Raw genomic sequence first — 14,697 nt, 5'->3', positions numbered from 1 at the left:
ATGCGGCACGAGCGCAAAGCCTACTGTAGCTGGAAGTCCTCGAGCAGCCGATAGATCTTGAATCGCGGGCCGTCTCGCCGCAGCCAGACCACGATCTCGTCGCCGAGCAGCCGGTCCGCCGCGATCCGTGCGGTCATGATCGGCACGCGGATCACGATGTCCTGGTCGTCGAGCGTCTCCGGCTGGATCGCGGGGTGTTGCGGCGTCGCGAGCACGTCCTCCGCCCGGAAGATCTGCAGCTCCGATTCGCGGTAGACCGGCTCTCCGGCGAGCTTTCCGTACTCGAGCCGCCGGAACCGCTGCTCCCAAAAGAGCCCGGCGCTCGGCGGCTGCCCCGATCCGCCGGAGCCGGTGTGGATCGCGAGGGCGTCGCGCGTCAGCAGCTCGCCCAGGGCCTCGCTGTCCTCGGCGATGATCCGCTTGAAGAACTCGGCCACGACGTCCAGCGCCACGCCGACGCCGAGCGGCGTCCGGAGGGTCACGACGCTGTCCCTCACGTCCGCCTGGTTCGCGGGTCGCGGCGGGGCGCTCGCCAGATCGATCGCCACGCCGTCCGGACGGCGACGATCGTCGGGGAGCTCGGAAGCGGCGGGGAACGAGGCCGGGCCTCCCAGCCCGCACCCGAGGAGGGACGAGCCGAGGAGCGCGGCGAGGAGCAGCGAGGGGAGCGCCGGCGGCGCTCGCGAGGTGTCGGGGACGCCGGCCGGCGCTGCGTGCGCCGCGGCCCGTTGCGGGCCGTGGGGGCGTTCAGATCGGCTCGATCGCTGGAGCATCGGCGCGCGTGAACGTCACGATCGCACGCTCGCCGACGTGGGTCCACCCCGCGGGGCACTGGTCGTCGTCGAAGTCCGACGCGACGAGCGTGAGCCGGCTCGCGGCGTAGTCGGGCATGCGCATGCGGCCGAGGCCGCCGTCGCTCAGGAGCCGCTCCATGTCGTCGCTGCCCTGGTAGATGCGGTACGCCATCGGCGTGCCGCCGTGGGCCGCGAGCAGGTACTCCGGGTTGGTGACCACGATGTTCATCGCGCTCGGCCCCGCCCCTTCCTCCGCGCAGAGCCGATCGACGAGCGCGATGGAGGACCGGAGGGCCGCCCGCGCGCTCGCCGCGTCCACGTTGGGCCGATCGAGCTGGCCGCTGTCGTGGAGGAACGAGAGGAACAGGTGGAAGAGGATCTCGCTGTCCGTCTCGCCGCGGACGTCGCGCTGGAGGAACTGCGGCAGCGAGTCGCTGAGCTGGCTCCGCAGTCGGGCGAACCCTTCGACCGTGCCCGTGTGGGCGAACAGCCACTGCCGGTAGCGGAACGGGTGCGTGTTCTCGGTGCGCAGGCTGCCGACCGTCGCAGCCCGGACATGCGCCACGAGGATGTCGGCGCGCACGTCCTTGGTCATGTCGACCAGGCTGATCTCGGGTCGATCGTCGATCGGCCGGCGCTTGAGGAGAATCTCTCCTCCCTGGTAGAAGCCGACGCCCCAGCCAGGGATCACGCCCTCCTTTCGGCGAACCGTGAGGGCACGGTCTTCAAGCTCGATCGCACGCGCGCCGAGATCCGGACGGTTACCGATGAAGCCGACGAGACGAGCCATAGCTTTGTCCTCGCGAGTTGGGCCGGGGGCAGGGTCCGGCTCGCCGGTAGAGCGCTCCCTCATCTGCAAGCAGGGGTGGCTCCGTCGGTCGGCCGAGTGAGCGTGGGTCGCGCGTTGCGCCCTATGCTTTCTTGATACGACAGAGTCGCCCTGCAAGCGGAGCAAAAACGGATCCCCAGCGGCGACGCTCGTCGCGGGCACGGCCTGACCACACTGCCCGCCGCTCGTCGCGGCGGTCGCTGGTCGCGTTACCTCTCACTCATGCTCCTCGTCCCACGGAGCGCTCCCACCCGCTCCTCCTCCCCGCCTCCCCCCGCCTCCCCGCGCGCAGCGGCGAGCCTCATCCGCTTCTGCGCGTCGGCTCGTCGCGTCGGCACCGTGGCGCATCGCGCCGTGGCGCGCGCCCTCCAGCGCTCGGCCGCCCCGCCGGTAGCTCTCGCGCCGGTCCCGCGACGTGCGGCCGGCACAGGCGGTTGCTGCACAGCGGGCAGCGGCGCAGCGGCAGTCGCGCAACGTTTGCGGGGCAGAGCGCGGCGGGGGCGAGGTCGGCCCCGCGCGGCGCGCGAGGTGAAGGTGAGACAGCGCGGCAGCCAGAAACCCGGCAGGATCTCTGACGCGCGGCACTACGGCGAGAGCCGATTCAGCATCCGCGGGAACGGGATGGTCTCGCGCACGTGGGGCAGACCGCAGATCCAGGCGACGCTCCGCTCGACGCCCAGCCCGAACCCCGCATGCGGGAAGGTGCCATACCGGCGCAGGTCCAGGTACCAGCTGAACGCCTCGGGGGGCAGCTTGTGCGCCTCGATTGCCCGCTCGAGGGTGGCGAGATCGTCCTCGCGCTGCCCGCCCCCGATCACCTCACCGTAACCCTCCGGCGCCAGGACATCGACGCAGAGCGCGAGCCGGTCGTCCGTCGGATCGCGCTTCATGTAGAAGGCTTTCACCTGGGCCGGATAGCGGTGGATCATGACGGGGCGATCGTACCGGCTGGAGATGATCGTCTCGTCCTCGCCGCCGAGATCCTCGCCCCAGGGAAAATCGGGAATTCCAGTCTCTCCGGCCGTCTTGCGTTTCTCCGCGCGCGCCTCGTTCAGGATGGCGACGGCCTCGTCATAACGGATGCGCGGGAACGGCTTCTTGACGGCCTCCAGCTTCGTGACGTCGCGCTCGAGCACGGCGAGCTCGGGCCGGCGCCGCTCGAGGACGCGCTCGACGATGAAGCAGAGGAAGTCCTCCGCGAGGTCCATGTCGCCCTCGAGGTCCATGAACGCGACCTCGGGCTCGACCATCCAGAACTCGGCCAGGTGGCGGCGGGTCTTCGACTTCTCCGCGCGGAACGTGGGCCCGAAGCAGTACGCCTTCCCGAACGCGGCCGCCGCCGCCTCCATGTAGAGCTGCCCGGACTGGGTGAGGTACGCCGGGTCGCCGTGGTAGTCGGTCTGGAACAGCGTGCTCGTCCCCTCGCACGCGTTCGGCGTGAAGATGGGCGCGTCGACGAGCGTGAACCCCCGCCCGTCGAAGAAGTCGCGGATGGCCTGGATGATGGTGTGACGCACGCGCAAGATCGCGTGCTGCCGCCTCGAGCGCAGCCAGAGGTGGCGGTGATCCATGAGGAAATCGGTCCCGTGCTCCTTGGGCGAGATGGGGTACTCGCCCGTGGTGGGGCCGAGCAGGCGGAAGCCGGACGCGACGACCTCGAACACCCCGGCGCGCTTCGGGTGCGCCTTCACCTGGCCGGTGACCTCGATCACGCTCTCCTGGGTGACCTTGTCGGCGGCCGCGAAGACCTCGTCGCCGACGTCGCTCTTGGCCATCACGCACTGGACGGTGCCGAAGCCGTCGCGCAGCTCGAGGAAGTGGAGCTTGCCGCTCGAGCGCTTGTTGTAGAGCCATCCGCGGAGCACGACCTTGCCGTCGACATGCGCGCTGAGGTCGCTGGTAGCGATCACGGGCGAGTCCTGCATGGGTGCCGGAAATAGCACGGTTTAGTTGCGGCTGACGCCGGCTCCGGCCAAAAATGGCGCCATCGTGGCCCTCCGAAAGCCTCGCGCGCTCTGCATGCCTGCGTTGTCCAAGCTGCTCGCCGCAGGGGGCAAGCTGCTCGCCACAGGGGGCATCCTGCTCGCCGCAGGGGGCTGCTCGTTCCTCTACCCGGAGCTCGCGACCCGGCTCCGCGAGCCCCCTCCAGAGCTCGAGCTGCATCCGCCCCCGCCTGAGGACGTCCGGTGGCTCCGGGTCGTCCGGGCGAGGATCCCGGAGCGCACGCGGGACGGCCGAGCCTGGGATCCAGAGGCGGGAGGCCTCCCCGATCCGTATGCCCGCGTCCTGGTCAACGGCGAGGAGATCTTTCGGACCAAGGTGCAGGAGGACACCGTCGACCCGACGTGGCCCGATGGGCCGAGCGGAAACTTCCACGTCTCGCCCGAGGATCGGCTCCGGGTGGAGGTCTGGGAGTCGGACGCGCTCGTCGACAAGCCGATCGGGGTGCGCGACATCGGCCGCCCGACCGACTCTCAGCGCGCCGCCGGGGAGATCGAGGTCGAGCTCGACGGGGGCGGCTGGCTCACGCTGGCGTTCGAGCCGGCCCACGCCAAGCTCGGCCTCGGCTTCTGGTACGAGCTGCACTCGGGCGCCGCGTTCATCTCGCGGACGGTCGAGGGGGGGCCCGCCGAGCGCGCCGGGCTCCGCAAGGGCGACGAGGTGCTCGAGATCGCGGGGCGGCCCGTGCGACGCCTGTCCGTCGCCGCGATCCGGGGCGCGTTCGACGCCGCGCCGCGCGCCGGGCTCGTGCTCCTGGTCAAACACGCGACGGGCGCCACCGAGCAGCTCAGGCTCCACGAGGGCCCCATCTATCCGCTGTTCGATCGCTACGCCGCCGCCGAGTAAGGAAGCCAGCGCGCCGTGAAGATCCCGCCGTTCGGGCTCACCACCCAGGAGATCCGCGAGGAGCTCTCCCCCCTGCGGAACGACTTCTCGATCGCCGTCTGCCGGGCGAAGAACCCGTTCAACATCGGCGCCATCATCCGCGTCGCGCACTCCTTCCTGGTGCGCGAGATCTTCTTGATCGGGACCGAGCCCTATTACGAGCGCGCCTCGATGGGCATGCAGAAGTACGAGACCATCGTCGAGTGCCCCGACGAGGCGGCCTTCCTCGAGGCGGCGCGCGGCCGTCCCCTCATCGGCGTCGAGCGCGACCACGCGCGGCGGACCCTCTGGGAGGCGCCGTTTCCCCGAGGGCTCGTCTTCCTGTTCGGCAGCGAGGACGACGGGCTGCCGCCGGCGCTGCTCGACGCGTGCGAGGACGTGATCGCGATCCCCATGTACGGGATCAACCACTCGTACCCGGTGGCGATCGCCGCGGGCATGACCATGTGCGAGTGGGCTCGGCGCCACGACCCGCGCGGCGGCGTCAGCCGCGCCGGGGCCTGAGGCGCGCTTCCGCGGGCCCGCCGCGCGCGAGCGGCCGCTACTCTCGGGAGCGCTCGAAGACGAGCAGCTCGCCCAGGAGGGCGTGGTCGAGCGTCCCGGCTGGGCGCATCCCGAGCTTCTCGATCACCCGGAGCGACGCGCGATGCCAGGCCGGCGTGGTGGCGATCACGCGCCTCACGTTCGCCTGCTGCAGCGTCCAGTGCAGGACGGCGCGCGACCCCTCGGTCGCGTAGCCCTGGCCCTGGGACCTCCCCTCGACGCCGTAGCCGATCTCCACGGTGCCGGTCGCGTCGGGCCGGCCGTTCAGCACCACGCTGCCCACGACGACGCGCTCCTCCTGCCCGCGCGTCACCATCAGCCGCGTGCCCCACAGGAAGGCCTCCGGATCGTCGCGCAGCCGGTCGAGCGGCGAGCTGAAGGCCCGCTCGACGAGCGCGCGCCCGGGCCAGGCGTCGGGGAAGCGCGCGCCGGACAGCGCCTCCGCCTCGAGGCGATCTCCGCGGATGACCGCCTCGAGCAGGGGCAGCGAGACCGGGGTCAGATCAAGGCGCTCGGTAGTCAGGGTGCTCATCGCGAACCTACGCGGATCAGATCACGCGTCGCGGCCTGCCGGAAGTCGAAATGGAGAAGGGCCGGCTTCCCCAGGGGGAAGCCGGCCCTCACCCGACGGGCTTAGCTGCCCGCGCCGCGATCAGAAGTCGTGGCCGTGGCCCGCGTGGGCGCCGCCGGCCGCCGCCTTCTCCTCCTTCGGCCGCTCGGCGATGAGCGCCTCGGTGGTGAGCATCAGGCTGGCGACGCTGGCCGCGTTCTGGAGCGCCGACCGGACGACCTTGACCGGATCGATGACGCCCATCTCGAGCAGGTTGCCGTAGTCGCCCGACGCCGCGTTGTAGCCGAACGAGTCCTTGCCCTCGCGCACCTTCTGCACGACGATCGAGCCCTCCTCGCCGGCGTTGGCGGAGATCTGGCGGAGGGGCTCCTCGATGGCGCGGCGGATGATGTTCACGCCGAACCGCTGCTCGTCGTTGACCTGGATCTTCTCGAGCGAGCTCTGCGCGCGGATGAGCGCCACGCCGCCGCCCGGGACGATGCCCTCCTCGACGGCCGCGCGGGTCGCGTGGAGCGCGTCCTCGACGCGGGCCTTCTTCTCCTTCATCTCGGTCTCGGTCGCGGCGCCGACCTTGACCACCGCGACGCCGCCCACGAGCTTCGCGAGCCGCTCCTGGAGCTTCTCGCGGTCGTAGTCGCTCGTCGTGTTCTCGATCTGGGCGCGGATCTCCTGCTGCCGGGCCTTGATCTTGTCCTTCTTGCCCTGGCCGCCGACGATCGTGGTGTTGTCCTTGTCGATGATGACCGTCTTGGCGCGGCCGAGATCGCTGATCGTGACGTTCTCGAGCTTGAGGCCGAGCTCCTCCGCGATCACCTGGCCGTCCGTCAGGACGGCGATGTCCTTCAGCATCTCCTTGCGGCGATCGCCGAAGCCCGGCGCCTTCACGGCCGCGCAGTGCAGCGTGCCGCGGAGCTTGTTCACGACGAGGGTCGCGAGCGCCTCGCCCTCGACGTCCTCGGCGATGATGAGGAGCTGCTTCTGGCTCTTGGCGATCGCCTCGAGCACGGGGAGCAGGTCCTTCATGTTGGAGATCTTCTTCTCCGAGATGAGGATGTAGCAGTCCTCGAGGTTCGCCTTCATCGCCTCGGGGTCGGTGACGAAGTACGGCGAGAGGTAGCCGCGGTCGAACTGCATGCCCTCGACCACGTCGAGCGTCGTGTCGGCGCTCTTGGCCTCCTCGACCGTGATCACGCCCTCCTTGCCGACCTTCTCCATGGCGTCGGCGAGGAGCTTGCCGATCGTCTCGTCGCCGTTCGCGCTGATCGTGCCGACCTGCGCGATCTCCTTCGCGTCCTTCGTCTGCTTGGCGGAGCTGTGGAGGTGCCCCACGATCGCCTCGACCGCCTTGTCGATGCCGCGCTTGATCTCCATCGGGTTGTGGCCGGCCGCGACGAGCTTGGAGCCCTCGCGGTAGATCGCCTGGGCGAGCACCGTGGCCGTGGTCGTCCCGTCGCCGGCGATGTCGCTCGTCTTCGAGGCGACCTCGCGGACCATCTGGGCGCCCATGTTCTCGAAGCGGTTCTCGAGCTCGATCTCCTTGGCGACCGTCACGCCGTCCTTGGTGACCGTCGGCGAGCCGAAGCTCTTCTCGATGACGACGTTGCGCCCCTTCGGGCCGAGCGTGACCTTGACCGCGTCGGCGAGGGCGTTGACGCCCGCGAGGATCATGCTGCGGGCGGACTCGTTGTAGATGATTTCTTTGGCTGCCATGGTGTCTCTCCTAAGTTCCTGCTGTCGCCCGCGTCACTTCTCGATCACGCCGAGGATGTCGTCCTCGCGGAGGATGAGGTGCTCCTCGCCGTCGATCTTCACCTCGGTGCCCGAGTACTTGCCGAAGAGGACGCGATCGCCCTCCTTGACGTCGAGCTTGCGCACGGTACCGTCCTCGCCGACCTTGCCGTTGCCGACGGCGATGACCGTGCCCTCGATCGGCTTCTCCTTCGCGGTGTCCGGGATGTAGAGACCCCCCTTGGTCTTCTCTTCTTCCTTCACGCGCTGAACGATCACGCGGTCCTGGAGCGGTCGAATCTTCATGTTTGCGAATCCTCCGGGGACGAGCGGCCGCGTCCCACGAGACGGCAGGACCCAGACGGCCTGTCTGAGCGGCCGCAAGGTCCCATACGATTGCAGTCTGGGCACTTTGCTAGCACTCACCTCAGGGGAGTGCTAGCGAGCGCGCCGAAGATAGCCACCCCCTCCAGGGTGTCAAGCGCAGGCCAGTCCGGCATTTCGGGCGTGGCAGCCAGGCGTCCGGGTGGCTGTAAGTTCTGGAGATTGCAAGGGAAGGCGCGGGGCGTGCGGCTGGGCTTGGCCAGGTCCCTCGGCTAAAGTGAGCGTATGAGGGCGGAAATGCAGCAGCACCGTGACGCGACGCCCTCACGGTCCCCTGCCCGAGGGAGGCCGACAGGACGTGTCTGGTTGACCTGAGCGCGTGGTGGCCCGGGTTCCTTCGGTATCCAGGGTGCCCGCGCAAGTGAGGTGCCCCCGTGAGCCAAGCGATCTCTGTGTCCCCGAGCATGACCCGCTACTTCCAGGAGGTTGTGGACGAGGCGCTCCGAGTTCGGAACGTCGCCGCGACCGAGGCGGCGTCGAGTTATCTGGTCGGTCTGCTTTGTGCCTTCGCTCACCCGGACGAGCACGCCGAGTCCACCTTCAACCAGCCCCTGACCTTTCTCCTGCGCGACGCCCTGGAGGCCTCCGGCGCCGAGCGCTTCCGGCGGCTGCGCAACCTCGGCGACGGCGTCCTCTACGTGGTCGGCTTCTTCGGCGGCCACATCGAGCTCAAGGGCATCGATCGAGGCTACGTGGTCGGGGTCGGGTCGACAGCCTACCACCACGCCGCCGCGATGCTGCGCCTCAACGCGCGCGGCGGCCAGGGCCCCGACGTCCTCGCCGAGATGGCCGAGAAGTTCGAGCGCTTCGTGAGCGTCTTGAACGATGTGGCCGACGGCACGCTCGCGTCCGGCGCTCGGGACGAGCGCTCGGTGCTCCGGATGTACGAGCGCTGGGCCCGCACCGGCTCCAGCCGGCTCGCCGAGGAGCTCGGGGCGCGCGGGCTCGTGCCGAGCCGGGGCACGGGCGGGCTCAACTGATGCGGGGCGCGACCTTCCCCGCCCGGATCCAGCAGCACCTCGCGCGCACCTACGCGCTCGACGACGCCCCCGCCGTCGACGATTTCATCCGGCCGACGGACGGCGGCGCGCGCGAGGCGCTGCTGATCCGGCACGCGGACGGGGACATCGAGGTGGCGCTGCACCTGCCCCGCCGCGCGATCACGCGCGGGCGGGAGGGGACGTTCGACGAGATCTGCCAGATCGTCGAGGGGGTGAGCCACTTCCTCTACGTGGCCGAGCGGGCGCGCAGGGAGCTGCCGGCGACCCAGCTCGAGCTCGAGCTCCAGGCCGAGGTGGACAAGTACGTGCTGCTCGTCCACGGCGGCCTGGCCGACGAGGTCGAGCTCCCGGGCCCGCCGCTCCGGCGCCGCGAGGCCGCGCCGCCGGGGCCAGCGCGCTTCGAGCCCGAGCGCGCCGCGCGGATCCGCGCCCACCTGTTCGAGCGCGTCACCTTCATGGATCCGCCGGGCACCGAGACCGGGGATCGCTACCGGATCGCGAACGAGCTGGCGGCGCGGTTCGTGGGCCGGCTGGAGGCCGAGCTTGCCCGCCGCGGCCGGCACGCCGAGCTGCTCGCCACGCTGCGGCGCTTCTACGCGGCGGGACAGACGGAAAAGATCGCCCTCGCGCGAGCGGCGTGATCGCGGCCTCGCCGGCGCTCGGGGTCGCCGCGGGAGGGCGGCTCCGAGCGCACGTCGCGTCCATGTGGGCTCGTTCTCTCTTGACCGGTTCGCGCGCACGTACTCTCATCCGCATCCACGATGCCTTCCGCGAGCATGACGCCGCCCCGTGTGCTGGTGGCCGAAGACGAACCGGCGATGTTGAGCCTCGTCGCGCGCCACCTGAGGAACCTGGGCTTCTCCGTGATCGAGGCCTCCGAGGGCGATGCCGCCTGGGAGCTCGCGCGCGAGCACCAGCCGGACCTCGTGATCCTCGACGTGATGATGCCCGGCATGAGCGGCTGGGAGATCTGCAAGCGGCTGAAGAGCGACGCGTCCGACGGCCGGCCGTTCGCGAGCACCGGCGTCATCATGCTCACCGGGATCGGCGAGAACCTGAACGAGATGACGTCGCCGCTCTTCGCCGCCGACGCCTGGCTGAACAAGCCGTTCGATTTCGCCGACCTCGACGCGCGGGTGCGCGAGACGCTCGCGCGCTACGCGAAGCCGCTGCCCGACGCGAACGGCAGCAAGGGCCAGCCGAGCGCAGCAGGCGAGGAGCTCGAGGCGGAGCAGCCGTCCGGAGAGCGCGCGACGGGGGCGAAGAGATCCGCGGCGAACGGCGCTGCGACGGTCAGGGCGGCCGCGAAGACGTCCCCTGCGAAGAAGACCGCCGGGAAGAAGGCCGCGGCGAAGCCGGCCGCGAAGAAGGTCGCCGCGAAGCCGGCTGCGAAGAAGACCGCCGCGAAGCCGGCTGCGAAGAAGGCCGCGGCGAAGCCGGCCGCGAAGAAGACCGCCGCGAAGCCGGCCGCGAAGAAGGCCGCGGCGAAGCCGGCTGCGAAGAAGACCGCCGCGGCGAAGAAGCCGGCCGCGAAGCAAGCGGCGCCCAAGAAAGCCGCGGCGAAGAAGCCGGCAGCGACGAAGAAGGCGGCCGCCAGCAAGGCGGCACCCAAGAAGAAGACGAAGTAACCTAGCCGGACGCCTGCGCCGTGCGCGCGGGCCCGGTCAGGACGTTTCCACCGCATCCGTCGAACGCTCGTGCTCGTCTGCTGGCGCAGCGGCGCCGGGGATCCATGCGGTCGTAACCCGGAGGGAGGGCCCTCACGCGCGCCCGGCAGCGCGATCGACGCCGGCGGTCGCTGAGCGCTGAGGCTTCCCCGCGCGGGAATGATCGGGGTTCGCCGCGCGTCATGCCCTCACGCGTCGCGCGCAGCCTCCCAGGAACTTTCGGGCGTCCGACCCGTCAGCAGGTACAATGCTGCGACGTTTCCTCTTCGAGGGGCCCCGCGGGGGGCGTCCGGAGCGCTGGGCACCGTGAGCGACTCTCGCACGAAGCATCTGGACCGTATCCGTAGCGCCGCGCTCGCGGTCGAGCTGCGGCTCCGGGTCGCGCGCGCGCTGCGCGCGCTGCCGACCGCGCTGACCCTCGCGCTCGCGATCGCGGCCGGGACGCTCGCCGTCCACAAGGCGCTCCCGGCGCACCTGAGCGAGCCGCGCGCCCGGCAGATCCTGCTCGGCGCGGGGCTGCTCGTGCTGGCCACCGTCGCGCTGGCGATGCTGCGCCGCCTGCCCCCCCGCGCCGGTACGATCGCCCTCGACCGGCACCACGGCCTCCACGACCGGCTGACGAACGCCCTCGCCTTCGACGCGCTGCCCGCGGCGCAGCGGACCGCCCTGATGGAGGCGGCGATCGACGACGCCTGCGAGCACGCGGCCAGGCTGCGCCCCGCCGGCGCCGCGCCGCTCGCGCTCCCGCGCGAGCTCTGGGCCTCGGCCGCGGTGGGCCTCGGCGTGCTCGCGGTGGCGCTGCTCGAGGTGCGCACCCCGCGGAAGCAGGCGCCCGTCGCGCAGACGATCGACGCGCTCACGATGTCGCCCGACGACATCGAGCTCTTCAAGGACGCGGCCAAGGCGCTCGACCGGCAGGATCAGAGCCCGGAGATGAAGTCCGCGGTCGAGCGGTTCAACCAGCTCATCGAGGACATCGCCAACAAGCGCCTCGACCGGACCGAGGCGTTCCGCCGCATGGAGGCGCTCGAGCGCGAGCTCCTCAAGGGCGCCGAGGCCGACCTGAAGGCGCTCGAAGAGGCGCTGAAGGAGACCGGGCTCGACCTCAAGCGGAGCGACCTGGCGAAGGGCGTGGGGGAGTCCCTCGAGAAGAAGGACCTCGAGCAGGCGAAGAAGGAGCTGAAGCAGCTCGCCGAGAAGCTCCGCGACAAGAAGCAGAAGCTCGACAAAACCCAGATCGAGCGGCTGCGCAAGGCGCTCGCCGACGCGGCCTCGCGCCGCAAGGAGGCCCTCGCCGCCATCAACGAGAAGCGGGCCGAGGTGCGCGAGCAGCTGCTCAAGCAGAAGCAGAAGGCCTCCGCGAACGAGCGGCAGAAGTCCGAAGAGGAGCGGCTCCTCAAGAAGAAGGAGCGCGAGCTGGAGCGGCTCGACCGCGACGCCGAGCAGAAGGAGCGGACCGGGCGCCAGCTCGACCGGCTCGACCGGGAGCTCGCCAAGGCCGCCGAGGATCTGATGCGCGATCTCGGGATGTCAGCGGACGATCTCGAGCAGGCCGCCGAGGACATCAACCGGATGCAGCAGGAGGAGATGTCCGAGCAGGAGAAGGAAGAGCTGCGCCAGCGGCTCGAGGAGCTCCGGGAGCTCGTGCGCCAGCAAGGGCAGGGGGGCAAGCAGCGGATGGCGAGGATGCTCCGCTTCGGCAAGCGCGCGCGCGGCAACCAGGGCAGCGGCGAGCAGCAGCAGGGCCAGGGCCAGCAGGGGCAGGGCGACGGAGAGCAGGAAGGGCAGGAGGGCCAGCAGGGCCAGGGCGGCCAGGGCAAGGGCGGGCAAGGCCAGGGTCAGGAGCTGGTGATCGGGCCCGGTGGGAAGAAGATCCTGATGCCCGGCGGGCAAGGTCAGGGGCAAGAGGGGCAGGGGAGCGGCCAGGGCAACCAGGGCGGCGGCAACCAGCCCGGAGGCGACGGCGCCGGCTCCGGCCGCGGCGGCGAGATCGCGGGAAAGCGCACGGACCCGAAGCTGGGGACCCAGGACGTCCAGGCGCAGGGGCTCGACACCCAGCAGGGGCCCTCGAACAGCGAGGTGATCCTCAGCGCCGCCGAGCGGGGCTTCAAGGGGACCGGCTACAAGAAGGTCTTCACGGACTACCACACGGTCGCAGAGCAGCAGATCAACAAGGATCAGATCCCTGATGGATACCGGTTCTACGTGAACCGGTATTTCCAGCTCATCAGGCCGCGCGAGTGAGTCGAGCCGTCGGCTCGATCGTGACCGCGCCTCTACAGGCGCTCCGCGGCAGCGGGCGCGAAGCAGGAAGCTATGGCCGAGAAGACGAAGGAAGCAGCGCGGGCCGAGGTGGACGAGTTCCGCGCGAGCGTCGGAGAGCTGCGCGAGGAGGTGGGGAAGGTCATCGTCGGCAACCGCGACGTGGTCGACGGCGTGCTCACGTGCATGCTCGCGGGCTCGCACGCGCTGCTCGAGGGCGTGCCGGGGCTCGGCAAGACGATGCTCGTCCGCACCATGGCCGAGGCGCTCGACCTCCAGTTCTCGCGCATCCAGTTCACGCCCGACATGATGCCCGCCGACATCATCGGCACCACGGTCATCGACGAGAGCGCGGGCGGGCAGCGGTCGTTCTCGTTCCGCAAGGGGCCGATCTTCGCGAACATCATCCTCGCCGACGAGATCAACCGGGCGACGCCGAAGACGCAGAGCGCGCTCCTCGAGGCCATGCAGGAGCACCGGGTCACGGTCTCGCGGCAGAGCTACACGCTGGAGGAGCCGTTCTTCGTCCTGGCGACGCAGAACCCCCTCGAGAGCGAGGGGACGTACCCGCTGCCCGAGGCGCAGCTCGATCGGTTCTTCTTCAAGCTGCACGTGCCGTTCCCGAGCCGCGACGAGCTGAACGCGATCCTGGAGCGGACCACCGGGACCGACGCGCTGGCGGCGCGGCCCGTCCTCAACAAGGAGCGGATCATCGCCATGCAGCGGCTCGTCCGCGAGGTGCCCGTGGCCAAGCACGTGCAGGACTACGCGGTGCGGCTCCTCCAGGCCACCCACCCCACCGAGGGCGACAGCCTCGACGAGGTGAAGCGGTTCGTGAAGTTCGGCGCGTCGCCGCGAGGGGCGCAGGCGCTCCTGCTCGCCGCGAAGATCAGGGCGCTGTTCGAGGGGCGGTTCGCGGCGTCGGTCGACGACGTGCGCGCGTGCGCGCTGCCCGCGCTGCGGCACCGCGTGCTCCTCAACTTCGAGGGGGAGGCCGAGGGCGTGAAGACCGACGAGGTGCTGCAGGCCATCCTGAAGCGCTTGCCGGAGAGCAAGTGAGGCGCCGCCGAAGGTAGCATGGGGCTCTTCGACGCGTTCAAGCGGGCCGCCGCGCCGCTGCGGCGGCTCTCCGCGGTCTCCGCCGGCGCCTCCGACGAGGAGCTCTTCGACGACGAGTTCCAGCGCAAGCTCGACTACCTCGCGATGGTGAGCCGCCGCGTCTTCTCGGGCGCGATGCGCGCGGAGCGGCGGACCAAGAAGACCGGCTCCGGCGTCGAGTTCGCCGATCACCGCGACTACGCCCCGGGCGACGACTTCCGGTACCTCGACTGGGCCGCGTACCAGCGCTTCGACCGGCTCCTCATCCGGCTCTACGAGGAGGAGGAAGACCTCTCGATCTACTTCATCCTCGACACCTCGGCGTCGATGGCGTTCGGCGACGGCGCGAAGCTCAGGCACGCGAAGCGCCTCTGCGCCGCGCTCGCGTACGTCGGGCTCGCCAACCTCGATCGGATAGCGATCGTCACCGCGACCGACGAGATCAGCGGGCGCATGCAGTCGACCCGCGGAAAGGCGCGGATCTTCAGGATCTTCCGCTTCCTCGGGCAGGCGCGCGCGGACGGCGCGACCGACCTCGGCGAGGCGATGAAGACGTTCGTGGCGCAGCACAAGCGGCGCGGCCTCGCCGTGATCCTCAGCGATCTCTACGATCCGGTCGGCTTCGAGCGCGGCATCAACGTGCTCCGGTACAACCGGTTCGAGCCGTTCGTGCTCCACATCGTCGACCCGAGCGAGGCCCGGCCGGCGCTGCGCGGCGACGTGCGCGTCTACGACTGCGAGACCGGCGACGAGCGCGAGGTCACGGTGACCGCGAAGGTGCTCGACCGCTACGCCGAGGCGTACGAGCAGTACCTCGACGAGATCCGCCGCTTCTGCACGTCGCGGCAGGTGAGCTACTTCCGCGCCGACGTGTCCGTCCCCTTCGACGAGCTGATCCTGCGCGTGTTCCGCAGAGGCGGCTTCCTCCGGTAGC

14 protein-coding genes are annotated in these 14,697 nt (G+C 70.4%); 8 read left to right on the top strand and 6 right to left on the bottom strand.

The genetic code is table 11. The features are described 5' to 3' along the window. Nucleotides 1–20: 20 nt before the first annotated feature. From WMF20_RS34675 to asnS, 3 genes are all read right to left on the bottom strand, one after another. The gene (locus WMF20_RS34675; protein WP_437606106.1) at nt 21–773 is read right to left on the bottom strand and encodes a hypothetical protein; all 753 of its coding nucleotides are present in this window, start codon (nt 771–773) and stop codon (nt 21–23) included. Next, entirely contained in the window at nt 748–1,485 is a 738-nt protein-coding gene (locus WMF20_RS34670) for a class II glutamine amidotransferase (RefSeq protein ID WP_236644106.1), read from the bottom strand. The genes WMF20_RS34675 and WMF20_RS34670 overlap by 26 nt, the downstream gene beginning before the upstream one ends. 722 nt (nt 1,486–2,207) lie before the next feature. Then, nucleotides 2,208–3,548, bottom strand: coding sequence for an asparagine--tRNA ligase (gene asnS, locus WMF20_RS34665; protein WP_129578350.1), 1,341 nt, complete (start codon nt 3,546–3,548; stop codon nt 2,208–2,210). Between the two features lie 94 nt (nt 3,549–3,642). Here asnS and WMF20_RS34660 point away from each other — a divergent pair, with 94 nt between their 5' ends. Continuing rightward, on the top strand, nt 3,643–4,470 hold the full coding sequence (locus tag WMF20_RS34660; RefSeq protein WP_237244358.1) for a C2 domain-containing protein: 828 nt from the start codon (nt 3,643–3,645) through the stop codon (nt 4,468–4,470). 15 nt (nt 4,471–4,485) lie between these two features. Continuing rightward, nucleotides 4,486–5,013 carry a TrmH family RNA methyltransferase gene (locus WMF20_RS34655; protein ID WP_129578349.1) on the top strand — a complete coding sequence of 176 codons (528 nt, stop codon included), beginning with the start codon at nt 4,486–4,488 and terminating at the stop codon, nt 5,011–5,013. A gap of 37 nt (nt 5,014–5,050) precedes the next feature. Here the strand turns inward: WMF20_RS34655 and WMF20_RS34650 are convergent, their stop codons facing one another. From WMF20_RS34650 to groES, 3 genes are all read right to left on the bottom strand, one after another. Further along, nucleotides 5,051–5,584, bottom strand: a complete 534-nt coding sequence (locus WMF20_RS34650; RefSeq protein ID WP_129578348.1) for a GNAT family N-acetyltransferase — start codon at nt 5,582–5,584, stop codon at nt 5,051–5,053. Nucleotides 5,585–5,704: 120 nt separating this feature from the next. Continuing rightward, a complete protein-coding gene (gene groL / locus WMF20_RS34645) occupies nt 5,705–7,333 on the bottom strand; it encodes a chaperonin GroEL (RefSeq protein WP_020738935.1) in 1,629 nt (542 codons plus the stop codon). Between the two features lie 33 nt (nt 7,334–7,366). Continuing rightward, the gene (gene groES / locus WMF20_RS34640; protein ID WP_020738934.1) at nt 7,367–7,657 is read right to left on the bottom strand and encodes a co-chaperone GroES; all 291 of its coding nucleotides are present in this window, start codon (nt 7,655–7,657) and stop codon (nt 7,367–7,369) included. Nucleotides 7,658–8,109: 452 nt separating this feature from the next. Between groES and WMF20_RS34635 the strand changes: the two genes are divergently transcribed. The 6 genes from WMF20_RS34635 (at nt 8,110) to WMF20_RS34610 (ending at nt 14,696) form a co-directional block, all read left to right on the top strand. Continuing rightward, a complete protein-coding gene (locus WMF20_RS34635) occupies nt 8,110–8,715 on the top strand; it encodes a hypothetical protein (protein WP_237244357.1) in 606 nt (201 codons plus the stop codon). Further along, nucleotides 8,715–9,377, top strand: coding sequence for a hypothetical protein (locus WMF20_RS34630; protein ID WP_437606105.1), 663 nt, complete (start codon nt 8,715–8,717; stop codon nt 9,375–9,377). Before WMF20_RS34635 ends, WMF20_RS34630 begins: the two co-directional genes overlap by 1 nt. A 120-nt stretch (nt 9,378–9,497) precedes the next feature. Continuing rightward, nucleotides 9,498–10,364, top strand: a complete 867-nt coding sequence (locus tag WMF20_RS34625) for a response regulator transcription factor (RefSeq protein ID WP_437606104.1) — start codon at nt 9,498–9,500, stop codon at nt 10,362–10,364. A 345-nt stretch (nt 10,365–10,709) separates the two neighbouring features. After that, the gene (locus tag WMF20_RS34620; RefSeq protein WP_437606103.1) at nt 10,710–12,647 is read left to right on the top strand and encodes a hypothetical protein; all 1,938 of its coding nucleotides are present in this window, start codon (nt 10,710–10,712) and stop codon (nt 12,645–12,647) included. A gap of 72 nt (nt 12,648–12,719) precedes the next feature. After that, nucleotides 12,720–13,724, top strand: coding sequence for an AAA family ATPase (locus WMF20_RS34615; RefSeq protein WP_129578345.1), 1,005 nt, complete (start codon nt 12,720–12,722; stop codon nt 13,722–13,724). 18 nt (nt 13,725–13,742) lie between these two features. Then, complete coding sequence (locus tag WMF20_RS34610) at nt 13,743–14,696, top strand: DUF58 domain-containing protein (protein ID WP_129578344.1); 954 nt, start codon at nt 13,743–13,745, stop codon at nt 14,694–14,696. The last annotated feature ends 1 nt before the right edge of the window (nt 14,697 follow it).

The sequence above is a fragment of the Sorangium sp. So ce834 genome, assembly GCF_051521425.1.
GTDB lineage: Bacteria > Myxococcota_A > Polyangia > Polyangiales > Polyangiaceae > Sorangium > Sorangium cellulosum_D.
The sequence above is the reverse complement of the archived record's forward strand: the minus strand, read 5'-3'. Positions and strand labels throughout refer to the sequence as shown.